We start from the raw sequence: 23160 nt of genomic DNA, 5'->3' as shown, positions 1-23160 counted from the left end.
AGGGTTAGGGAGGGGGCCCGACGCATGAACCTCATCTTCACAGACTCAGGACCTCCATGACCCTCACCCTCACCAACCGTACCGCCCTGGTCACCGGGGCCTCTTCCGGCCTGGGCCGTCACTTCGCGGGCGTGCTGGCCGCGGCGGGCGCCCGCGTCGCGCTGGCGGCAAGGCGGCGCGAGAGCCTGGACGCCGCCGTCGCGGAGATCGAAGCGGCGGGCGGGCAGGCCATCGCCGTGCCGCTCGACGTCACCGACGCCGCCTCCGTCCGCAACGGCGTCCGCGAGGCGGCGGGCGCGCTCGGCGGGCTGGACATCCTCGTCAACAACGCCGGGGCCACCGTCGCCAAGCCAGCGCTCGATTACGCCGAGGAGGAGTGGGACCGCGTCATCGACACCAATCTGAAGGGCGCCTTTCTCACCGCGCAGGAGACGGCGCGCGTGATGAGGGAGCAGGGGCGGGGCGGGTCGATCGTCAACATCGCCTCCATCCTCGGGCTGCGGGTGGCCGGCCATGTCGTGGCCTACACGGCGTCGAAGGCCGGGCTGGTGCAGATGACCCAGGCGCTGGCCCTGGAATGGGCGCGTTACGGCATCCGCGTCAACGCGCTGGCCCCTGGTTACATGGAAACCGACCTGAACCGCGATTTCCTGGCGACCGACGCCGGGCAGGCGCTGATCCGGCGGGTGCCGCAGCGGCGGCTGGGGCGGCTGGCGGACCTCGACGGGCCGCTGCTGCTGCTCTGCTCCGACGCGTCGGCCTACATGACCGGGGCGGTCGTGCCGGTGGACGGCGGTCACTTGGTCAGCAGCCTGTAATCAAGAAAAAACGACGGAGAGGACCCGAACCGATGGATTTCAGCCTGCCCCCGCCGATCGAGGAGTTCCGCCGCCGCGTGCGCGCCTTCGTGGAGGAGCGCATCCTGCCGCTGGAAGCCGACCCGGCCTCCTACGACGCGCATGAGAACATCGCGCCCGCCCTGCTGGAGCGCCTGCGCGGGGAGGTGAAGGCCGCGGGGCTGTGGGCACCGCAGATGCCGAAGGATCGCGGCGGGCAGGGGCTGGGCATCGTCGGCATGGCCGCCGCCTACGAGGAGATGAACCGCTCCATCTTCGGGCCGGTCTGCTTCAATTGTGCCGCACCCGACGACGGCAACATGCAGCTTCTCAACAAGGTGGCGACCGAGGCGCAGAAGGAGCGCTGGCTCCAGCCCATCGTCGACGGCAAGGTGCGCTCCGCCTTCGCGATGACCGAGCCGCATCCCGGCGGCGGTTCCGACCCCTCGATGATGAAGACCCGGGCGGAGCGCAAGGGCGACCGCTGGGTGATCTCCGGCCACAAATGGTTCATCACCGGGGCGGGCGAGGCGCAGCATTTCATCCTGATCGCCCGCACCTCCGACGACAAGCGCAAGGGGCTGACCGCCTTCCTGTTCGACAAGGACCAGCCCGGCTGGGAGATCGTCCGCCGCATCCCGATCATGGGGCCGGAGGAGCATGGCGGCCATTGCGAGCTGCGCTTCGACGGGCTGGAAGTCTCCGACGAGAATGTCCTGATGACGGTCGGCGACGGGCTGAAGGCCACGCAGATCCGTCTCGGCCCGGCACGGCTGACCCATTGCATGCGCTGGACCGGCCTGTCCAAGCGGGCCATGGAGATCGCCGCCGCCTATGTGCGCGAGCGCGAGAGCTTCGGCACCACGCTCGCCGGTCACGAGGGCGTGCAGTGGATGATGGGCGACGTCGCCATGCAGATCGAGATCGGGCGGCTGCTGGTCATGAAGGCGGCGTGGCAGCTCGACCGCGGCGACTTCGCCCGCAAGGAGGTGTCGATGGCCAAGGTCCATGTCGCCGACACGCTGCACAAGGCGGTGGACACGGCCATCCAGCTCTGCGGGGCCAGGGGCTATTCGAAGGACACGGCGCTGGAGTGGATGTACCGCTACGCCCGGCAGGCCCGGCTGGTGGACGGGGCGTCGGAGGTCCACAAGATGGTCCTGGCGCGATTCTACATGGACGAGGGCGACGGCTTCTGGGCCTGGGGGTGATGGGATGGGCGCACTGATCGACGGGGAAAGCCGGCCGCGGCTGGAATCGTGGCTGGCCGGGGCGACCGGCGCGACGCGCGTGTCGGTGGCCGACGAAGGCACCCTGGGCGGGGGAGCCATCTCGCTCAACCTCGCGGTGACTCTGGACATCGACGACGGGCCGCAAGCCGGGCGGCACGCCTGCGTGCTGCGCGCCCAGCCGGGCGGCGGCGCGGCGTCGTCCGGCATGAAGGCCAGCATCTCCAAGGCGCAGGAGTTCGCCGTGCTGCGCGCCGCCTTCGGCGCCGGGGTGGCGGCACCCGAACCCATCGCCGCCTGCGGCGACCCGGCGGTTCTCGGCGCCGACTTCTACATCATGCGCCGCGCCGAGGGCATCGGCGCCGGGCACAAGGTGGTGAAGGCCGACCAGCCGCAGCGCGGCCTCGCCCGCGAGCTTGGCCGGCAGCTCGGCCGACTGCACCAAGCCGGGCCGGACACGCCGGGGCTGGAGGGTCTGCCGGTGCCGGCCGCGTCGCCGGCGCTCGACTGCGTCCACGCCTATCGCGACTGGCTGGGTGATCTGGCGCTGCGCGACGCCGTGCTGGCCTGGGGCCTGCGGTGGCTGGAAATCCACGCGCCGCCGCCGGGCGAGCTGGTGCTCTGCCACCGCGACTACCGCACCGGGAACTATCTGGTGAAGGACGGCGGGCTGACCGCCATCCTGGATTGGGAGTTCGCGGGATTCAGCGACCCCATGGAGGATCTCGGCTGGTTCTGCGCCCGCTCCTGGCGGTTCGGGCGCCACGACCGCGAGGCGGGCGGGCTGGCCGCGCGGGAGGATTTCTACGCCGGGTACGAGGAGACCTCGGGCCGCCGGGTGGACCCGCGGGCGGTCGCCTATTGGGAAACCGCCGCCTACATGCGCTGGGCGGCCATCGCGGTCCTCCAGGGGCGCCGCCACACCTCGGGCGAGGAGCCTTCGCTGGAACTGGCGCTGACCGGGCGGATGCTGCCGGAGATCGAATTGGACCTTTTGCGCCACATCCACGGGCTGGGGCTGACGGCGTCCGCCCCGGCGACGATGGGCGCCGCGCCGTCCGGCGATGCCGACGAAGAGAGGGTCGCCTGATGCGCACCAGCCCGAACGCCCAGGAACTTCTGGGCATCACCGCGGAAACCTTCCGGACGGACCTGCTTCCCCACATCCCGCCGGCCCAGCGCTACACGGCGCTGATGATCGCCAACGCGCTCGGCATCGTGCAGCGCGAGCTGGCCGGCGCGGACGAGGCCGGCCACGCCATGCTGGCGGCGCTGGCCCTGCTCTACGGCGAGGACGCCGACGACAGCCTGTCGGGCGCCGACCTGCGCCAGCGGGTGGAGGCCCTTCAGCACCGGCTGTGCATCGAGATCGCCGCGGGCGACTTCGACCACGACGGTCAGGATGTGCTGATGGAGTGCCTGGAGGAGATCGTCCAGGCCCGGCTGGGCATCGCCAACCCGAAGCTGTTGCGGGGGTAAAAAGTGTTCCCCTCTCCCGTCCCGGGAGAGGGTGCCCGCGAAGCGGGCGGGTGAGGGTCGAGCGAGGATCAAGGCGCCGATCCTTGCTGGTACCCTCACCCTCCCACGCTCACGCGTGGGCCCCTCCCTCTCCCGGGACGGGAGAGGGGAACGAAGGATGTGGGCGTCACTCCGCGATCGGCTCGTAGAATTCCGGGCCGAAGTCGGCGGCTTGGCGGCTGGTCACATTGAAGGGTTTCTTCAGGCCGCCGCGGAAATACCGCTTCACCAGATCCTGCCACGTCTCCACCGGGTCCACGCCGCGCTTGGCGCAGAGATGGCCGAACCAGCGGCGCCCGGCGGCGACGTGGGTGATCTCCTCGTCATGGATGGTCTGGAGCAGAGCGGCGCTTTCCGCATCGCCGAACTCGCGCAGGCGGCGGACGGTCTCCGGGGTGACGTCGAGCCCGCGCGCCTCCAGCACCATCGGCACCACGGCCAGCCGGGCGGCGAGGTCGTGGGCGGTGGTGGTCGCGGCCTGCCACAGCCCGTCATGGGCCGGCAACTCGCCATAGCCGGAGCCAAGCTGGTTCAGCCGCTCCTCCAGCATCTGGAAATGCCGGGCCTCGTCGTCGGCGACCTGCACCCAGTCGTCGGTGAAGCCCTTGGGCATCCCCTCGCCGACGAAGCGGCACACGATGTCCCAGGCGAGGTCGATGGCGTTCAGCTCGATGTGGGCCAGCGCGTGGAGCAGGGCGAGGCGGTTCTGCGCGCTGCCGCCGCGCCCGCGCTTGGGCATGTCGCGGGGCAGCATCAGCGGCGGGCGCTCCGGACGGGCGGGGCGCTCCGGCGGGACCAGCGCGCCGAACGCAGTGATGCGTCCATCGCGCCACGCCGCGGCGTAGTCCCGCGTCAGGCGCACCTTCTCCAGCGGCGCCGCGGTGGTCAGCACCGCGACGGCCGCGTCACACAGCGTCGTCACCATCCATACGCAACGAAATGGGGGTTCACGATGTCGGCCTTGCCGTAGAGGAAGGGCGAGCCGTCGGGCTGCTCCACCCGGCCGCCGGCGGCGGCGAGGATGGCGTGGCCGGCGGCGGTGTCCCATTCGCTGGTCGGGCCGAAGCGGGGGTAGAGGTCGGCCTTGCCCGACGCCACCGTGCAGAATTTCAGGGAGCTGCCGCAGGTCACCCGGTTCTTCACCGTGTAGCCAGCCAGGAAGCTGTCCAGTTCGCTGCCGCTGCCGTGGGAACGGCTGGCGACCACCGTCAGCCCGTCGGGCGGCGGCTTGCGCACCTGGATCGGGTAGTCGTGGCGGCCTTCCACCCAATGAACCGCGGTGCCAGCCCCGCAGGCGGCGTAGAGGTCGCCGGTGGCCGGCGCGTAGACGACGCCCAGAATCGGGCGACCGCCGTCGATGAGGGCGATGTTGACGGTGAATTCGCCGTTGCGGCTGATGAACTCCTTGGTGCCGTCGAGCGGGTCGACCAGCCAGAACCGCCCGCCGGAAATGTCCGGCCGGTGCCCGGCGGCCACGGCCTCCTCGGCCACCACCGGAATGCCGGGGGCGATGTGGTGCAGGGCCGGGGTGATGACATGCTCGGCGGCCAGATCGGCCTGGGTGACCGGACTGCCGTCGACCTTTGTGGCGGCGTCGATGCCGTCGTTGTAGAAGCGCAGGATCACCTGACCCGCTTCGTGGGCGATGGTCCGCACCTTGGGCAGCAGGCTCGCCGCGGCGGTGTCGGTCATGGGTGGTCCTCCGGTCGGCTGGTGTGCGAACGGTCACCATAGCGCGCCCGGATGGTGGGCTGGAAGGCTGGAAAGGGCGGGAAGGATGGGAGAATGCGGATGAAGGCGGGCTGGCGCGCCATGGAAACGGCGGACTTGGACCGCGTGATGGCCATCGCCGAGGTCGTGCACCCCGACTACCCGGAGGATCGCGCCGTCTTCGCCGAACGTCTGGCCCTTTATCCGGAGGGCTGCGCGATGGCGGAAGTTCATGGGGCGGAGGCGGCCGGAAGCTGCATCGGCTACGTCGTCACGCATCCGGGTCGGCTGGGCGTTCCGCCGCCGCTCGATTCACCGCTCGGCGCGCTGCCGGAGGCGCCGGACTGCCTCTATCTGCACGACGTCGCCCTGCTGCCCGAGGCGCGAGGACTGGGGTTGGGAGTAGCCGCCCTGGAGCGCATGAACGCGCTGGCGGCGCGGCAGGGGTTTCGCTGGCTGGCCCTGACCTCCACCCCCGGCGCGCGGGCCTTCTGGGATGCGCAGGGATTCCTGCCCCATGACGGTGGGGATGGGCTGGCGGCCAAGCTCGCCTCCTACGGCGGCGGGATGACCTATATGACGAGACCGGTGGAAGGCTGATGCTGCGCGGTTGATGTAATTTGTCGAAAATTGCATCTATCGTGGTGGGCAGGGACTCGATTTGCGGCAAGTTGTCCGACCCCGGCGGGCGGTTCGGGATGCTATCTTGCGGCGCTCCCCTACCTTCAGCACAGCCGTTATCGGCAGGCCTCCCATGCAGCCATCCGCCCGCTTCCCGTGGAAGTCCGAATACACGGTCGGAAACGAGTCCATCGACGAACAGCACCGGACCCTTCTGGAATTGGCCGGGCTGCTGCACATGGCGGTGGCGGCGGGGCAGGGCTACAAGATCATCCAGAACGCCTTCGCCGCCCTGGTCAAGTACACGGGGGAGCACTTCTCCGACGAGGAACAGTTCTGGATCGACGCCAAGAGCGGCGCTGTCGAGAAGCACAAGCGGCTGCACCGGGAGATCACCGAAGAGCTGCTGGCCCTGAGGTTCGAAGGGCCGTACGGGGTCGTCTTCTGCACGCCCAACGAATTGACCAACTGGGTCGAACACCGCCTGATCGCCCATTTCATCGAAGAGGATCAGGGGGTCTACCGGAACCTGACCCAAGGCGCCAAACGGAAGCGGACCTCCGCCTGACGCCGGCACTGCCTCCGATGGTGGTCCGCCATCGCAGGTTTCGCGTCCAACGTTGCCTTTGCCGTGGAACGGACCCAACTCTAACTGGTTTATGATGTGGCGCGGCTGCCGGATGGGCGCGGGATTTCCTGCCCGTCCGACGGCCCCGCTCCACCAGACCAGCGGAGCGACGGCGGCGGTATGAAGAACTCGGACAATGGCCGGATCGATCGGAACGACACGCTCTGGTACAAGGACGCGGTCATCTATCAGCTTCACGTCAAGGCGTTCTTCGACGCCGACAACGACGGCATCGGCGACATCGCCGGACTGACGCAGAAGCTCGACTACATCCAGGAGCTTGGCGTCACCACGCTGTGGTTGCTGCCCTTCTATCCCTCGCCGCTGCGCGACGACGGCTACGACATCGCCGACTACAAGGCGGTCAACCCGTCCTACGGCAATCTCCAGGATTTCAAGCGCTTCCTGCGCGAATGCCACGACCGCGGCCTGCGCGTGATCACGGAACTGGTCATCAACCACACCTCCGACCAGCACCCGTGGTTCCAGCGCGCCCGTCAGGCCAAGCCGGGATCGAACCATCGGAACTTCTACGTCTGGTCCGACACCGACCAGAAGTACCAGGGCACCCGCATCATCTTCTGCGACACGGAAAAGTCCAACTGGACCTGGGATTCCGAGGCGCAGGCCTATTTCTGGCACCGCTTCTACTCGCACCAGCCCGACCTGAACTTCGACAATCCGAAGGTCCTTCAGGAGGTGCTGAACGTCATGCGCTTCTGGCTGGACATGGGGGTGGACGGGCTGCGGCTCGACGCCGTGCCCTACCTGAAGGAGCGCGAGGGCACCAACAACGAGAACCTGCCGGAAACCCACGACGTCCTGAAGGCGATCCGCACGGAGATCGACAAGGGTTACGGCGACCGCATGCTGCTGGCTGAGGCGAACCAGTGGCCGGAGGACGTGCTGCCCTATTTCGGCGACCTGGAGAAGGGCGGGGACGAATGCCACATGGCCTTCCACTTCCCGCTGATGCCGCGAATCTACATGGCCGTCGCCATGGAGGACCGGCACCCCATCGCCGACATCATGCGCCAGACCCCGGACATCCCGGACGAATGCCAGTGGGCCATCTTCCTGCGCAACCATGACGAGCTGACGCTGGAGATGGTCACCGACCGGGAGCGGGACTATCTCTGGGACTTCTACGCCGCCGACCGGCGCATGCGCATCAACCTGGGCATCCGGCGGCGCCTCGCCCCGCTGCTCCAGAACGACCGCCGCAAGATCGAGCTGCTGAAGAGCCTGCTGCTGTCGATGCCGGGCACGCCGGTGCTCTATTACGGCGACGAGATCGGCATGGGCGACAACATCTATCTCGGCGACCGCGACGGCGTGCGCACGCCGATGCAGTGGTCGCCCGACCGCAACGGCGGCTTCTCCCGCGCCGACCCGGCGCGGCTGTATCTGCCGGCGATCCAGGACCCGATCTACGGCTTCCAGGCCATCAACGTCGAGGCGCAGCAGCGCAGCCCGTCGTCTCTGCTGAACTGGATGAAGCGGCTGATCGCGGTGCGCCAGCAGCACAAGGCCTTCGGGCGCGGCAGCTTCCAGCTCCTCTATCCTGGCAACCGCAAGGTCCTGGCCTATCTGCGCTGCCATTCGACGGAGGAGGGCGACGAGGTCATCCTCTGCGTGGCCAACCTGTCCCGCTCCGCCCAGGCGGTGGAGTTGGACCTGAAACAGTTCCGCGGCCGCGTTCCGGTGGAGATGCTGGGCCGGACGGTCTTCCCACCGGTCGGCGATCTGCCCTACCTGCTGACCATCCCCGCCTACGGCTTCTACTGGTTCGCGCTGGCCGCCGAGGCGGCGCTGCCCTCCTGGCACGAGACGATGCCGGAGCCGGTGCCCGACCTGCTGACCATCGTCGTGCGCGACGGCTGGCAGAGCCTGATCAGCGGCCGCGCCGGCGAGGAGCTGGCGCGCGACATCCTGCAGGCCTACCTGCCGCAGCAGCGCTGGTTCGCCGCCAAGGACCGCCGCATCGAGAGCGCGCACATCCCGATGTTCGCGCGGCTCAACGGGCCGGGCGACGGCTTCATGATGGTGCGGGCCGACGTCTCCCTGAGCGGCGCCAAGCCGCAGTCCTACTTCCTGCCGCTCGCCATGAGCTGGGAGGAGAACGCCGGCAACACCGGCTGGCCGCTGCTGCCCTTCACGCTCGCCAAGGCCCGGCGCGGCCCGCGGACCGGCGCCATCTACGACGCCATGCAGGCCGACGCCTTCACCCGCAGCCTGCTGGCCGCCCTTCGCGAGGGCCGGGAGGTTCCGGCATCGAGCGGGCACCTGCGCTTCTCGCCCACGGCCTGCATGGCCGACCTTGCGGTGGATGACGAGACCGAGATCCGCCGCCTCGGCGTGGAGCAGAGCAACAGCTCCATCCTGGTGGGCAGCCAAGCCGTGCTGAAGGCGTTCCGCCGCCTGACCCCCGGCGCCCATCCGGAACTGGAGGTCGGACGGTTCCTGACCGAGGTGGCGGGCTTCCAGAACACGCCGCCGCTGCTCGGCTCCGTCGAACATGTGGCGGAGGACGGCACGCCGACCGCGCTGTTCGTGCTCCAGGGCTATGTCCGCAACCAGGGCGACGGCTGGAGCAGCACCGTCGATTCGCTGGTGCGCGATCTGGACGACATTCGTCTCGGCCTCACCCACGATCCGGAGGAGCCGACCGAGGGTGAACCCTTCGGCATGCACGCCGCCATGATGGCGACGCTCGGCCAGCGCACGGCGGAACTCCATTGCGCGCTGGCCAAGCGGACCGGCGACCCGGCCTTCGACCCGGAGCCGGTCACCGCCGACGACCTGAAGGGCTGGGGCGAGGCCGCCCGCCGTCAGGCCGAGGCCGCCTTCGCCGCGCTGCCCGGCGCCCTGGACCGTCTGGCCCCCGCCGTGCGCGAGCAGGCGGAATCGCTGCTGGCCCGCCGCGCCGACGTGATGAATCGGCTGGCCGAGCTGGCCGACACCCCGCCGCAGGGCGACAAGACCCGCATCCACGGTGACTACCATCTGGGGCAGGTGCTGCGCGCCCAGAACGACTGGTACATCATCGACTTCGAGGGCGAACCGGCGAAGTCGCTGGAGGAGCGCCGGGCCAAGCACAGCCCGCTGCGCGACGTGGCGGGGATGCTGCGTTCCTTCAACTACGCCACCTGGGCGGCGCTGTTCCGGATCGACGAAACCGGCGTTCTGGAGGAGGCCGGGGCGGTGATGGAGGCGGCGCTCGATTGGGAGCGGCGCAGCATGCAGAACTTCCTGGAGGCTTACCGCGCCGCCATGGGGGCCTGCCCGGACGTGCCGGACGGAACCGCAACGGACCGCCGTCTCCTCGCGCTGTTCCTTATGGAGAAGGCGCTCTACGAGATCGCCTACGAGGCCGCCAACCGGCCCAACTGGATCGGCATTCCGGTGAAGGGCGTGCTGGGGCTTCTGGACGGCGAGTCCTGAGGCGAAACCCGAAACGGGACATAGGACGCCGCGGGCGTGGTGTGACAAACGCCCCGGCGCTATGTTCACACCCCAAGAACGAGCAAGGGTAGGGGAAGGTCAGCCGATGCCGAACGACATCCGAACGGGAAACCGTGCCAAGGCGCAGGAGGCGTCGCCGAAGGCCGTGTCGCCGTTGAGCGGCGGCATCGAGGCCATCGTCCGCGCCGACCACGGCGATCCCTTCGCGATCCTGGGCATGCACCAGACCGGCAAGGACCAGCCCGTCGAGGTCCGCGCCTTCATCCCCGGTGCGGAAAAGCTCTGGGTGGTCGACAGCGCGTCCGGCGACCCGGTGGGCGAGGCCGACAAGGTCCACGACGAGGGCTTCTTCGTCGCCGTCCTGCCCGACCGCAAGGAACGCTTCCGCTACCGCCTGCGCGTCCAGTTCCCACTGGCGACGGTGGAGTTCGAGGACGCCTATCGCTTCTGGTCCGTCCTGGGCGAACTGGACATCCATCTGCTGGCCGAGGGCACTCACCTTAAAAGCTTCGAGCGGCTGGGCGCCCACCCGCGGGAGATCGACGGCGTGGCCGGCGTGGCCTTCGCCGTCTGGGCGCCCAACGCCCGGCGGGTTAGCGTCGTCGGCGATTTCTGCGAGTGGGACGGGCGGCGCCTGCCGATGCGCAAGCGGATGGAAGCCGGCGTGTGGGAGATCTTCGTTCCCCACGCCACCGTCGGCCAGCGCTACAAGTTCGAGATCAAGGGGGCGGGCGGCGACCTGCTGCCGCTGAAATCCGACCCCTACGCCTTCCAGGCGGAGTTCCGCCCCCAGACCGCCTCGGTCGTGCACGGGCTGCCGTCCTACGACTGGCAGGACGCCGAGTGGCAGCGGACCCGCTCCGCCAGCGCCGACCTGACCGCGCCGATTTCCATCTATGAGGTCCATCTCGGTTCCTGGGCGCGGGTGCCGGAAGAGGGCGACCGCTTCCTCACCTACCGGGAACTGGCCGACCGGCTGGTGCCCTATGTGAAGGACCTGGGCTTCACCCACATCGAGCTGCTGCCGATCACCGAGCATCCCTTCGACGGCTCCTGGGGCTACCAGCCGATCGGCATGTACGCGCCGACCAGCCGCCACGGCACGCCGGAGGACTTCAAGTATTTCGTGGACGCCTGCCACGCGGCGGGGATCGGGCTGCTGCTCGACTGGGTGCCCGGCCACTTCCCGACCGACCCGCACGGGCTGGGCTGGTTCGACGGCACGCACCTCTACGAGCACGCCGACCCGCGCCAGGGCTATCACCAGGACTGGAACACGCTGATCTACAATTTCGGCCGGACGGAGGTGCAGAACTTCCTGCTCGGCAACGCGCTGTTCTGGCTGGAGCATTACCGGCTGGACGGGCTGCGGGTCGACGCCGTGGCCTCCATGCTCTACCTCGACTACAGCCGCAAGGCCGGCGAGTGGGTCCCGAACCGCTTCGGCGGGCGCGAGAACCTGGAATCCATCGCTTTCCTGAAGCGGATGAACGAGCTGACCTACGGCCAGAACCAGGGGATCATGACGGTGGCCGAGGAGTCCACGGCCTGGCCGGCGGTGTCGCGGCCCGTCTATCTCGGGGGCTTGGGCTTCGGCTACAAGTGGAACATGGGCTGGATGCACGACACGCTGGAGTATATGGCGAAGGACCCCATCCACCGCCGCTACCACCACCACCAGCTCACCTTCGGCCTGATCTACCAGTTCTCGGAAAACTTCGTCCTGCCGCTCAGCCACGACGAGGTGGTGCACGGCAAGGGCTCGCTCATCAACAAGATGCCCGGCGACGACTGGCAGAAGTTCGCTAACCTGCGCGCCTATTACGGCTTCATGTTCGCCCATCCCGGCAAGAAGCTGCTGTTCATGGGCGGCGAATTCGGCCAGTGGCGCGAATGGAGCGAGGCGCGCAGCCTGGACTGGCACCTTCTGGAGGAGCCGCTGCACCAGGGGCTGCACGCGCTGGTGCGCGACCTGAACCGGATGTACCGCGGCCTGAAGCCGCTGCACCAGACCGACTGCGACCCGGCGGGCTTCGAATGGATCGAGGCCAACGACAGCGACAACTCGATCCTCGCCTTCCTGCGCAAGAGCGGGGAGGATCCGGAGCACCATGTGGTGGTGGTCTGTAACTTCACCCCGCTGCCGCGCGACGGCTATCGCGTCGGCGTCACACTGCCGGGCCGCTACGAGGAGGTGCTGAACACCGACGCCCCCGAGTATGGCGGCAGTGGTGTCGGCAACGCCGGCGGCGTGGCGAGCGAGGAGACGGAATGGCACGGCCGTCCGCACTCCATCAGCCTGACCCTGCCCCCGCTGGGCACTCTGGTGCTGGAGCGCAAGGCCGGGTAGGGGCAGCGTTTCGATCAAAGGGAGAAGGGAGGAGCGGCGTTCCGCACTTGACGTGACCGGCGTGCCGCTCCTTTATTGCAAGAGGTGGCTATCCGCTTCGGCTAGGTCAGCCGCTGCGCCGATGCAAGCCGCTTGCGGTTCCGCCCGATCTCCAGTGCCCGTGGTGAGTCTGCCCTGATGTCCATCTCCACCGCCACGCGCACCGCCGTCTGGCCCGGCAAGCCCTATCCCCTCGGGGCGAACTGGGACGGCTTCGGGGTCAACTTCGCCCTCTTTTCCGCCCACGCCGAAAAGGTCGAGCTGTGCCTGTTCGACCAGACTGGTCAGCGCGAGGTCGAGCGGGTCGTCCTGCCGGAGCACACCGACGAGGTCTGGCACGGCTATCTGCCCGACGCGCGGCCCGGCCTGCTCTACGGCTACCGCGTCCACGGGCCGTACGAGCCGCTGGCGGGGCACCGCTTCAACCCGAACAAGCTGCTGCTCGACCCCTACGCCAAGGCGCTGTTCGGGCCGTTCCGCTGGTCGGACGCCCATTACGGCTACCGCGTCGGCTCGACGCGCGAGGATTTGTCCTTCGACCGGCGCGACAACGCCCGTGGCATGCCGAAGTGCCGGGTGGTCGACCGCGCCTTCACCTGGGGACACGACCGGCACCCGGCGGTTCCCTGGTCGGACACGGTCATCTACGAGACGCATGTCGGCGGCTTCACCATGCGCCATCCGGAGGTGCCGGCCCCGTTGCGCGGCACCTTCGCCGGCATGTCCACCCACGCGGTGATCGACTATCTGAAGGCGCTGGGCATCACCTCGGTGGAGTTCCTGCCGGTGCAGTCCTTCGCCGACGACCGGCATCTGGTCGGGCAGGGCCTGCGCAACTACTGGGGCTACAACAGCGTCGGCTTCTTCGCGCCCGAGCCGCGCTACATGACCACCGGCGTGCTGTCGGAGTTCAAGACCATGGTCGCCCGCCTGCACGAGGCGGGGATCGAGGTCATCCTCGACGTGGTCTACAACCACACGGGCGAGGGCAACCATCTCGGCCCCACCCTGTCCTTCAAGGGCATCGACAACCTCAGCTACTACCGGCTTCTTCCCGACAGCCCGCGCTTCTACATCAACGACACCGGCACCGGAAACACCCTGAATCTCAGCCACCCGCGCGTCCTCCAGATGGTCATGGACAGCCTGCGCTACTGGGTGACGGAGATGCACGTCGACGGCTTCCGTTTCGACCTCGCCACCGTGCTGGCGCGGGAGCCCTATGGCTTCGACCCCGGTTCGGGCTTCCTGGATGCCGTGCGGCAGGACCCGGCGCTGGCCGACGTGAAGCTGATCGCCGAGCCGTGGGACGTCGGTCCCGGCGGCTATCAGGTCGGCAATTTCCCGCCGGGCTGGGCGGAGTGGAACGACCGCTACCGCGACACCGTCCGCCGCTACTGGCGCGGCGACGACGGCATGCTGCCGGAGCTGGCGGGGCGCATCGCCGGCTCGTCGGACCTGTTCGAGAAGCGCGGGCGGCGGCCCTGGTCGTCGGTGAACTTCGTCACGGCGCACGACGGCTTCACCCTGCACGACCTCGTCTCGTACAACGACAAGCACAACTGGGCCAACGGCGAGGACAACCGCGACGGCCATTCCGCCAATCACTCCTGGAACCACGGGGTGGAGGGCGACACCGACGACCCGGCGATCCGCGAGGCCCGCGCCAAGCAGAAGCGCAACCTGCTGGCCACCCTGTTCCTGTCGCAGGGCACGCCGATGATGCTGGCCGGCGACGAGATCGGCCACAGCCAGAAGGGCAACAACAACGCCTATTGCCAGGACAACGAGACCTCCTGGCTCGACTGGGCGCGGCTCAAGGGCGAGGGCGGGCCGATGCTGGCCTTCGTCAAGCGGCTGATCACACTTCGCAAGGCCCATCCGGTGCTGCGCCGCCCGGTGTTCCTGCACGGCCGCCGCACCTCCGCGGACGGGCTGAAGGACATCGTCTGGTACACGCCGCAGGGGGTGGAGAAGTCGGCGGAGGATTGGCGCAACGGCCACGCGCGCTGCATCATGCTGCTGCTGAACGGCCATGCCGGAACCTACACGGGGGTGGACGGGGCGCCGCAGGACGATGGGGTGCTGCTGATCGTGCTGAACGCCCACACCGACACGGTCAACGTCACCCTGCCGGAGGTTCCCGACGCGCGCGGCTGGCGCTGCGTGCTCGACACCCGCGTGGCGGACGGGGCCGGTGACGGGCGGATGCAGCTCGCCGGGCGGACGATGCCGGTGGACGGGCGGACCGCGCTGGTGTTCGTGCAGGTCGAATCGCCCGGTCGTTGATGCGGGTCAATAGGCGGCATTTTCCGCCTGTGCTAACGTCGGGACCGGGGGTGGGTCCTCCACCTCCGGTTTTCGCGGAACCGACGCATGCCCGACTACGACTTCTCCCTGGTTGATGCGGCCATCATCGACACGCAGTCCAACAGCCAGCGCGTCCTGCGCGAGGTGTTGGCGCGGCTGGGGATGAAGCGGACGGCGGTGCATGGCTCGGCCCAGGAGGCCGGAGAAGCGCTGACCGCGGCCACGCCGGACCTGATCCTGCTCGACATCGATGGTGAAGAGCCGGAGGCGCTGCGCCTCATCCGCCGCCTGCGCAACGAGCCGGACACCCGCAACCCCTACGCCTGCATCGTCGCCACGACGTGGCAGCCGACGCCGCTTCTGGTCATGCGGGTCACCAACGCCGGGGCGGACGACCTGCTGGTGAAGCCGGTCTCGCCCAAGAAGGTGCAGGACCGGCTGGCCGCCCTGATCGAATCGCGCAAGAAGTTCGTGGTGACCGCCGACTACACCGGCCCCGACCGGCGCAAGTCGCCGCGCGAGGGCGCCCAGGTGCCGCTGCTCGACGCGCCGAACACGCTGCGGCTGAAGGCGACCAACCGCTGGGCCCACATCAACGCCCGCCAGCTCATGGCCGAGGCCAACCACTTCGTCAACGAACAGAAACTGCTGCGCATCAGCGTCCAGGTCGCTTTCCTGATCGAGTTCGCCGCCACCGGCCTGACCGCCCGTCCACCGGAGCGCATGGCGGTGGAGCATGTGGCCCGCGTCCCGGCCTTCCTCGACGACCTGCTGCGCCGCCTCGACGACCTGAGCGAGCCTGGGCCGGCGGAATCCGTCGCCAAGTCCCTGAAGATGATGGCCGAGCGGCTGCGGCTCCACGCCGAATCGGGCGCCGTCGCGGCGGAGGAACTGGAGAGCGCACGCTCGCTCGCCCGCGACCTGATGCAGGCGGTGGATTCGAACCGTTCTCTGGAAGCGATGATGGCCGAGGTCGCCGCCGCCGTGACCGGCTACCGTACCCGCCTGGAGCAGATGGCGCAGGCCAAGGCGGAGGCCGCGAAGGCCGCGGCGACTGGTGTGCAAAATGCACAGGTTTCGGGTGTGAGAGATGATGCATCGATCGTGAGCTGATGTATTTGAAGCGCTTCAGTGTCTCTCTGTGCAAAATAGTGGATGGAAACAATGGGCGGATTTTTTTGTCAGATGAATAGGCCTCTGGCATTTTTTTCAGTTCTTGCGATGGTAGCGTTGTCAGGGTGTGATGAATCGATTCGGTCTGTTGTCGGCGAAGCATCGTCAAGCAATATTTTGTTCAATTCTTACGAGATGGTTCTCAAGAATAAGGCTGGCGTAAATGCCAAGCTGATTTCTCTGAGCGTTTCGCGGGAATGGGAAAAGGAAGGGGATCGGAGGAAATTAGAAACAGCCAATTATTTCAAAGGGATTATTGGGGGTAGGCATTCAAGGGAAAATGCAGTTTTTCGTATTGTGCCAAAGATAGATGGAGTTAGTAACTTCCAAGATTTTTTTAAATTCCAAGCCGGTGCTATGAAGGAGTTTTGTGTAACAGAGCCTCTGTTTTTCGTGGATAATAATTCTGGAAAATTTCCTGCATATATGACGGCTGACTGGAGCGAGTATTGCCAAATATCACGTGGAGGGACGAGCGAATTTCTAATCGGAAGGGTGTTTGATATCGATACAGCATTCGCATTTGTTTATATTTTGGACACCACGAGGGCGTCCGATGTGCTTCAGAACGTGCCACTGGACGCATTGAAAGGTTGGCTTGAAGACGGGCGTTCGAAACTGGACGCTTTTCGTGTGATGGCGCTGTCTATTGAGGACGCGAAGAAGCCCTGAAAGTCGTGCTCCAAGGCCTAACCCGGATCATCCAGAGTTGCGGCGCGTTGTCACCCTTGCCCCGTCGCCGCGCGCGAAAGCGTTGCGGTCAATATGGAAATTCGAATGTTCGGGGCTGGACGGAATCGGCCCGACGCGCAATGCTCGCGCGCAGGCCGTTTTGGCCAGAATGACGCCACCAAGACGCCACGACCGATAACCGCGGGGACCCCTGAATGAGCGATCTCGACCGGCTTGCCGAACGGCTTGGCATCGAGCCCTTCTACCATGACATCTGGGGCAACCGGCGCGAGACCTCCGACGCGACGAAGCGGGCGCTGTCCGCCGCCATGGGCTATCCCGCCGGCAGCGGCGAGGAGTTGGCGGCGAGCCTGCACGCGGTGGAGGACCGGGCGTGGCGGCGCATGCTTCCCCCCGTCCTGGTGATCGACGAGGGCGCGCCGCTCAGCCTCGCCCTGGCCGTTCCGGCCGGGCTGGAGGACGCCGAGCTGACCTGGACGCTGACCGAGGAGGGCGGGCTCGCCCACCGCGCGTCGCTGCGCGTCGGCAACCTGCCGCTGGCCGACCAGCGCGTGCTCGACGGCGTGGCCTACGAGCGGCGGACGGTCTCGACCCGCCTGCCGCCGACCCTGCCGCTCGGCTATCACCGGCTGTCGGTGGTGATCCGGCCCCAGGGCGTGGGCGGCGCGCTGGAGGGCGGCACGGTGCTGATCGTCGCCCCGCAGCGCTGCCTGACCGTGGAGGACGTGGTCCCCGGCGGACGCACCTGGGGCATCGGTCTCCAGCTCTACGCGCTGAAGAGCGGCGACGACTGGGGCATCGGCGACTTCGACGACCTCGGGCGCTTCGCCGAGACGGCGGCGGGGCTCGGGGCCGGGCTGGTCGGGCTCAATCCGCTGCACGCGCTGTTCCCGGCCGACCCCAACCACATCGGCCCTTATTCGCCGAGCAGCCGGACCTTCCTCAACATCCTTTACATCGACGTGGAGAGGGTGCCGGAGCTGGCGGCCACGCCGCAGGCGCAGGCTCTCATCGCCTCGGAGGAGTTCCGGCAGCGGCTGGCCGCCGCGCGGGCGACGGAGCTGGTGGACTATCCCGCCGTCTCCGCCCTGAAGATGCCGGTGCTGGAGGCGCTGCACACGACTTTCCGCGCGCTCGGCGGGAGCGACGCGCGGCGCGAGGCGTTCGAGACGTTCCGGCGCGAGATGGGCGAGCCGCTGCGCCGCCACGCCGTGTTCGAGGCGCTGCACGAACATTTCTACCGCCGCGACCCCTCCCAGTGGATGTGGCGGAGCTGGCCGCCGGCCTTCCAGCACCCGGACAGCCCGGAGGTCCAGGCCTTCGCCGCGGAGCAGGCCGAGCGGGTGGAGTTCTTCGAGTATCTGCAATGGGAAGCCGACCGCCAGCTGGGCACGGCTGCGGAGCGCGGGCGCCGGGCCGGGCTGCCCATCGGCTTCTACCGCGACCTCGCCGTGGCGGCGCATCCCGGCGGGGCGGCGGCCTGGGGGGAGTCGGACATCCTGGTGCAGGGGGCCAATGTCGGCGCGCCGCCGGACCAGTTCAACATGAAGGGGCAGAACTGGGGCCTCGCCCCGCTGTCGCCGGTGGGCCTGCGCGAATCAGCCTATGGCAGCTTCATCGCCATGCTGCGCGCCAACATGCGCCACGCCGGGGCGCTGCGCATCGACCACGTGATGGCGCTGCAGCACCTGTTCTGGATTCCGGCGGACGGCAGCGACGGCGCCTATGTCGAGTACCCGTTCGAGGATCTGCTGCGGATCATCGCGCTGGAAAGCCGGCGCAATCGCTGCATCGTCATCGGCGAGGATCTCGGCACCGTGCCGGAGGGCTTCCGCCCGGCGCTGGAGCGGGCGGGCATCCTCAGCTACCGCGTGCTGTATTTCGAGCGCAGCGCCGACGGCGGCTTCAAGGCGCCGCAGGAGTATCCGGCCGGGGCCATGGTCACGGTGACCACCCACGACCTCGCCACCTTCAAGGGCTTCTGGACCAACCGCGACCTCGACTGGCGCGCCCGGCTCGACCTCTATCCCGACGAGGCGGCGCGGAACAAGGATGTCTGGGACCGCGGCGTTGACCGCTGGTGGATGCTCCAGGCGCTGGAGCGGGAAGGGCTTCGCCCGGCCCGCTATCCGAACAACGAGGGATCGCAGCCCTTCTCGCGCGAGCTGATGGAGGCGGTGCACCGCTACCTGTCCCGCTCCCCGGGCCGCATCGCCATGGTGCAGATCGAGGACGCGCTGGGCGAGGTGGAGCAGCCGAACCTGCCGGGCACCGTTGACCAGCACCCCAACTGGCGCCGCCGCCTGGGCGTGCCGGTGGAGGCGATGGCCGAGGATGAAGGGCTGCGCCGGCTGGCCGAGGCGGTGCGCGGCGAGCGGCCCTGAAGCCAGCCGAACCGGAAGCCGATTGCGATCCTGCGCTATTGGCTTACACTTGGAGGCAGTCGTCGGGCAAAAGAACAGCGCGCCGCGCGCCATGCCGCGCGGCCGATCAAGACGGAGGGGTAGATGAAAGGTGATCCGAAGGTTATCCGGCACCTCAACACGATTCTGACGAACGAGCTGACGGCCATCAACCAGTATTTCCTGCACGCCCGCATGTTGAAGAACTGGGGCCTGCACCGGCTGGCGGGCAAGGTCTACGAGGAATCCATCGGCGAGATGAAGCACGCCGACAAGCTGATCGAGCGCATCCTGTTCCTGGAAGGTCTTCCCAACCTTCAGGACCTGCACAAGCTGAAGATCGGCGAGGATCTGCCGGAGATGTTCACCGCCGACCTCGGCATCGAAAGCCACAACCGCGGCAACCTGTTGGAGGCCATCGCCGATTGCGACGCGGTGCGCGACTATCAGAGCCGCGAAATCTTCCGGGAGATCCTGGAGGACACCGAGGAGCACATCGACTGGCTGGAGACCCAGCTCGACCTGATCCAGCGCGTGGGCCTGACCGCCTACCAGCAGGAGCAGATCTACGGCGAGGATTCCTCGTCTTAAGCGATGGGGAGCTGTCCGTCGCCTAGACGGACACCCCAGCCGACGTCCCGGCCGCATAGGCCGCGGCGTCGGCCTTGCGGTAGGCGGTGATGGCGGCGGACCAGGGTTCGATGTGCAGGCCGCTGCCCATGGCGTCCTGATGGATGCTCTGCGCGATGAAGCCGGCGTTGGGCATGGCGCTCAGGCGCGGCGACGCGCCGGTCACCGGCCGGTCACCGGCCTCCGCGTCGCCCAGCGCGAATGTCGCGGAGGAACCGGCACGGCCGGCGCGGTTGCCGTCCGCTCCGCCCAGTTCCGTCCGCTGTCCGCTTTTCAGCGCATCGTCGGCCGCCGAGACATCGTCGGACCGCCGGCGTTCCTGCTCCCCCGGCACACGCCGGATCGGCTGCACCGCGATGGCCTCGCTGGCCAGCATCTGTCGAATCTTGCTCATCCCGGAAAGGGGTTGAGCGTTCGACGCCGATGATAGGGACAGGATGCTGGACACGGGGGGCAGGGCGGGTTGGGGTTGAGCCTCGACCCGCATGGTATCAGCGCAAACCTTCCCGATGCCTTAAAAAAATCGGTCAGGGGTCATGGCGCCGTGGTGGCTGTCCGTCCGACGGCGCCGGGTGACGCGCTTCGAAGGGTTTAAGACCCCTTGCGGCCACGGACATTGCGGCGGACGACCGACTGCGCCTCCACGATCAGGTCGCTGCCGCCGAGGACGCGGGTGAACAGCGCCTTGACGGTTGCCCGGCCGTGCACCGTCAGCACGCCGCTGTTCGTATCGTCCTCGATCCTCAGCGCCGCGGCGTGGGCGCCCAGGAAGCTCTTGGAAAAGGCGTTGTCGAAGAAGGTGCGGATGTGGCCGTCGCGCTGGTCGTCGAACATCACCCGCCCGCCGGCCAGGGCCGCCGCGTCCACCGCCTGCGCCAGACGGGCCTGCACCGCATAGCCGCGCACCGTCTCCAAGGTGTAGCCGGCGCCCACCGCCAGGGGGAGGCCGAGGGCGACGATCAACGCCAGCGCAAGCCTGCGCCCGGACCGCCGTTCCTGCCGATGCTGGAGCGCGTAAGGGTGGTAGACCATCACCATCGCCGGACCCAAAAAAATGTGAAGGAGAACGCAAGATCAAATCTGCCGAATTTGCCTTAATGAGCGATTAACAGCGTTCGAATAAGTCTTTGAATGTTTAAAAGCGCGATAACGACAGCGTGTGTTCGTTCGCGGTTTCTCTCATTATTATTTTGAGTTGCGTAAACCTTTTTATCGTTATGGGAATAAAATGGTTCGAAATTCGTATTAAATCTTGTGGCTGCGCCAGCGTGAGGGAGCCGCCAGGGACGATAAGGATTTCGCGCTGCACCGGAAGGGGAAAAAAGAAGGATCGGCCATGCGGCTGGGTGATGCGCCGAAAGGATACGGGAATAAAGCCGTCCGCCCCAGCGTCCAGGAGCCACCATCGTCTGAACAACAAGGCAGGGGGAGGGCGTCCATGGTCCGCACCATCTTCGGGGCAGGTGTCGGCGCTGCGATTTCGGTGGCTGTGCTGCTGTCGGCATCCCCGGCACCGGCGCAGACATCCGCCGGTTCCGCGGGCATGAGCTTTTTCATCACCAGCGCCGGGCCGGGGAAAGGCGCCGATCTCGGTGGCCTGGAGGGAGCGGACCGCCACTGCCGGCAATTGGCGCAGGCCGTCGGGGCAGGGGGCCGCGACTGGAAGGCCTATCTGTCCACCCAGGCGGCGGACGGCCGGCCCGCGGTGAACGCCCGCGACCGAATCGGCGCCGGCCCCTGGCAGAACGCCAAGGGGCAGGTGATCGCCCGCAGCGTGGAGGATCTGCACGCCACCAATGGCCTGACCAAGCAGACCGGGCTCACCGAAACCGGCGAGACGGTCAAGGGCCGCGGCGATACCCCCAACACCCACGATATCCTGACCGGCAGCCAGCCCGACGGCACGGCCTTTGCCGGCGCGGAGGACCGCACCTGCGGCAACTGGACCCGCAGCGGGGCGGAGGGCGCCGCCATGGTCGGCCATCACGACCGCATGGGGCTCGGCGACGACCCGCCGGCCAAATCCTGGAACAGCTCCCACCTGACGCGGGGCGGATGCAGCCAGGATGCCTTGAAGAGCACGGGCGGCGCGGGGCTGCTCTACTGCTTCGCGGCGGATTAGCGGGGCAGGAGCGGGAGGGCTGACCCGCCCGCTCCCTTTCCGCCGGCATCCGGGAGCGTTACAGTCGCGCCATTCGTACGGTGTGTGGAGGCGGCCCGATGCGGGGCGGGGCGTGGCGTTCGGCGGTGCTGGGCTTTGCGGTGGCGGGCTTGGCGCTTGCCTTCCTGGGGGTGGAGATCGGGCGGCTGGCCGTCGCCGACCCGGAGCGTTCCCTGCTGGACATGGGGGCGGTCGGGCTCGGCGTGCTGGCGCTGTGGATGGCCTTCGCCCGGCTGAACCGCCATTTCCGCGATCTGGGCCGGCTGCGCGAGACCTTGTCGGCGTGGCGCGGGCGCAGCGCCGCTTCCCTCGCCGCCGACGCCAAGGAGGACGAGGCCGGCGACCTAGCGCGGGCGGCGGCGGAGGCGCTGCGCCATGGCCGCCACGGCGAGAACCGTCCGGGCGAGCGGCTGGCCGGCGTGATCGCCGCGCTGGAGGAACCGGTGGTGGTGCTCGACGACTTCGGGCGGATCGACACGCTGAACCCCGCGGCCTCGGCTCATCTGGGGCTGGAGGCGGGGGCCGACATCTACGATCACCTGTCGCGCCCCGAGTTGTTCCGGGCCATCGAGCGGGCGCGCGAGGACGGCCAGATGGTCTCCGCCCTGCTGCGCCGCGCCCAGGGAGGAGAGGTGCCGGTGCGGATCAAGGATCTGGGACTCCAGTCGGGGATCGCCCTGGTCTTCCCGGCGAAGGCGGGGGAGGCGCCGCCGCTGCTGTCCGGCGAGCGGCTGCTCCTGCGCCCCAACGCCCGTCCCGTCCATCTCGGCGACGAGGACCCGCTGATGGCCCTGCCGATGGTCAGCCTGTGGGTCGCCACCGCCACCGCCGCCGCACCCGTCACCGGGCGGGCGGAGGAGGGGCCCGTCGTCGCGGTGGGCACGGTGCGGATGGTCGGGCCGCGCGTCTTCCGCAGCCTGTCGCTGGAGCTGTTCATCGATCCCGGCGCGCCGATCCCGGCGGAGGGCACCGCGGTCCACGGCGTGACCGCGGCGATGGTGGAAGGCGCGCGCCCCTTCGCCGCGGCCTGGCCGGTGATCGCCGACGCCCTGCGCGGCTGCGCGGTGGTCGGCGTGGGGGTGGAGGCGTCGCTCGCCACGCTGGCCCGCGCCTGCCGCGACGCCGGCCAGCCGGAACCGGAGGCGCCGCCAACGCTCGACCTCGCCCGGCTGGCCGCGGCCCTTGATCCGGCGCTCGAAGGGGCCTCGCTGGAGCGGCTGGCCGCCGCCTTCGGCATCGCCACCGATCGCCGCATGGGGCCCTTCGCCCCCGCGCTGGTCGAGGCTGAACTGGCGGCCGTCCTGCTGAAGCAGCTTGACCGGCGGGGGATCGCCACGCACGGGCAGGCGCGGGCGTTCGCCGCCGGTCAGGCCGGCGCGCTGCCGGAGTGACCCT

At 68.4% G+C, this 23160-nt stretch carries 19 protein-coding genes; 15 read left to right on the top strand and 4 right to left on the bottom strand.

Going from position 1 to position 23160, the window contains the following annotated elements:
* Nucleotides 1–56 precede the first annotated feature (56 nt).
* The 4 genes from D3869_RS02375 to D3869_RS02360 are packed head-to-tail and all read left to right on the top strand — an operon-like array spanning nt 57 to nt 3544.
* The gene (locus D3869_RS02375; RefSeq protein ID WP_137138803.1) at nt 57–818 is read left to right on the top strand and encodes an SDR family NAD(P)-dependent oxidoreductase; all 762 of its coding nucleotides are present in this window, start codon (nt 57–59) and stop codon (nt 816–818) included.
* 32 nt (nt 819–850) lie between these two features.
* Complete coding sequence (locus tag D3869_RS02370; RefSeq protein ID WP_137138802.1) at nt 851–2047, top strand: acyl-CoA dehydrogenase family protein; 1197 nt, start codon at nt 851–853, stop codon at nt 2045–2047.
* Between the two features lie 4 nt (nt 2048–2051).
* Nucleotides 2052–3155, top strand: coding sequence for a phosphotransferase family protein (locus tag D3869_RS02365; RefSeq protein ID WP_137138801.1), 1104 nt, complete (start codon nt 2052–2054; stop codon nt 3153–3155).
* Nucleotides 3155–3544, top strand: a complete 390-nt coding sequence (locus D3869_RS02360) for a DUF6285 domain-containing protein (protein ID WP_137138800.1) — start codon at nt 3155–3157, stop codon at nt 3542–3544. The genes D3869_RS02365 and D3869_RS02360 overlap by 1 nt, the downstream gene beginning before the upstream one ends.
* Nucleotides 3545–3710: 166 nt before the next feature.
* On the opposite strand, the gene D3869_RS02355 is transcribed toward D3869_RS02360, so the two are convergent.
* Together D3869_RS02355 and cysQ are read right to left on the bottom strand one after the other, a co-directional pair.
* Nucleotides 3711–4508: a ferritin-like domain-containing protein gene (locus tag D3869_RS02355; RefSeq protein ID WP_137138799.1), complete on the bottom strand. Its 798-nt coding sequence runs from the start codon at nt 4506–4508 to the stop codon at nt 3711–3713.
* Entirely contained in the window at nt 4502–5275 is a 774-nt protein-coding gene (cysQ, locus tag D3869_RS02350; protein WP_137138798.1) for a 3'(2'),5'-bisphosphate nucleotidase CysQ, read from the bottom strand. The genes D3869_RS02355 and cysQ overlap by 7 nt, the downstream gene beginning before the upstream one ends.
* 93 nt (nt 5276–5368) lie before the next feature.
* Between cysQ and D3869_RS02345 the strand changes: the two genes are divergently transcribed.
* The 9 genes from D3869_RS02345 to bfr all read left to right on the top strand — a co-directional run bounded on the left by D3869_RS02345 (nt 5369) and on the right by bfr (nt 19565).
* Complete coding sequence (locus tag D3869_RS02345) at nt 5369–5893, top strand: GNAT family N-acetyltransferase (protein WP_247895692.1); 525 nt, start codon at nt 5369–5371, stop codon at nt 5891–5893.
* A 154-nt stretch (nt 5894–6047) separates the two neighbouring features.
* Nucleotides 6048–6482 carry a bacteriohemerythrin gene (locus tag D3869_RS02340; protein ID WP_137138797.1) on the top strand — a complete coding sequence of 145 codons (435 nt, stop codon included), beginning with the start codon at nt 6048–6050 and terminating at the stop codon, nt 6480–6482.
* 180 nt (nt 6483–6662) lie between these two features.
* A complete protein-coding gene (gene treS / locus D3869_RS02335; RefSeq protein WP_137138796.1) occupies nt 6663–9986 on the top strand; it encodes a maltose alpha-D-glucosyltransferase in 3324 nt (1107 codons plus the stop codon).
* Between the two features lie 106 nt (nt 9987–10092).
* Entirely contained in the window at nt 10093–12357 is a 2265-nt protein-coding gene (glgB, locus tag D3869_RS02330) for a 1,4-alpha-glucan branching protein GlgB (protein ID WP_137138795.1), read from the top strand.
* A 177-nt stretch (nt 12358–12534) separates the two neighbouring features.
* Complete coding sequence (gene glgX, locus D3869_RS02325; RefSeq protein WP_137138794.1) at nt 12535–14685, top strand: glycogen debranching protein GlgX; 2151 nt, start codon at nt 12535–12537, stop codon at nt 14683–14685.
* Between the two features lie 87 nt (nt 14686–14772).
* Nucleotides 14773–15819 (top strand): response regulator, encoded by a 1047-nt coding sequence (locus D3869_RS02320; protein WP_247895691.1) that lies wholly within the window; start codon nt 14773–14775, stop codon nt 15817–15819.
* Between the two features lie 72 nt (nt 15820–15891).
* Nucleotides 15892–16551 (top strand): hypothetical protein, encoded by a 660-nt coding sequence (locus tag D3869_RS02315; RefSeq protein WP_137138793.1) that lies wholly within the window; start codon nt 15892–15894, stop codon nt 16549–16551.
* A 215-nt stretch (nt 16552–16766) separates the two neighbouring features.
* Nucleotides 16767–18956 carry a 4-alpha-glucanotransferase gene (gene malQ / locus D3869_RS02310; protein ID WP_137138792.1) on the top strand — a complete coding sequence of 730 codons (2190 nt, stop codon included), beginning with the start codon at nt 16767–16769 and terminating at the stop codon, nt 18954–18956.
* A gap of 123 nt (nt 18957–19079) precedes the next feature.
* Complete coding sequence (bfr, locus tag D3869_RS02305; protein ID WP_014240606.1) at nt 19080–19565, top strand: bacterioferritin; 486 nt, start codon at nt 19080–19082, stop codon at nt 19563–19565.
* Nucleotides 19566–19587: 22 nt separating this feature from the next.
* Here bfr and D3869_RS02300 read toward each other — a convergent pair whose 3' ends face one another.
* Together D3869_RS02300 and D3869_RS02295 are read right to left on the bottom strand one after the other, a co-directional pair.
* Nucleotides 19588–19998, bottom strand: a complete 411-nt coding sequence (locus D3869_RS02300; protein ID WP_247895690.1) for a hypothetical protein — start codon at nt 19996–19998, stop codon at nt 19588–19590.
* Between the two features lie 197 nt (nt 19999–20195).
* Nucleotides 20196–20636 (bottom strand): hypothetical protein, encoded by a 441-nt coding sequence (locus D3869_RS02295; RefSeq protein WP_247895689.1) that lies wholly within the window; start codon nt 20634–20636, stop codon nt 20196–20198.
* 406 nt (nt 20637–21042) lie between these two features.
* Between D3869_RS02295 and D3869_RS02290 the strand changes: the two genes are divergently transcribed.
* Together D3869_RS02290 and D3869_RS02285 are read left to right on the top strand one after the other, a co-directional pair.
* Complete coding sequence (locus D3869_RS02290; RefSeq protein ID WP_137138790.1) at nt 21043–21726, top strand: hypothetical protein; 684 nt, start codon at nt 21043–21045, stop codon at nt 21724–21726.
* Between the two features lie 98 nt (nt 21727–21824).
* Nucleotides 21825–23156, top strand: a complete 1332-nt coding sequence (locus tag D3869_RS02285) for an exonuclease domain-containing protein (protein WP_137138789.1) — start codon at nt 21825–21827, stop codon at nt 23154–23156.
* The last annotated feature ends 4 nt before the right edge of the window (nt 23157–23160 follow it).

Source organism: Azospirillum brasilense (assembly GCF_005222205.1).
Classification (GTDB): domain Bacteria; phylum Pseudomonadota; class Alphaproteobacteria; order Azospirillales; family Azospirillaceae; genus Azospirillum; species Azospirillum brasilense_G.
The sequence above is the reverse complement of the archived record's forward strand: the minus strand, read 5'-3'. Positions and strand labels throughout refer to the sequence as shown.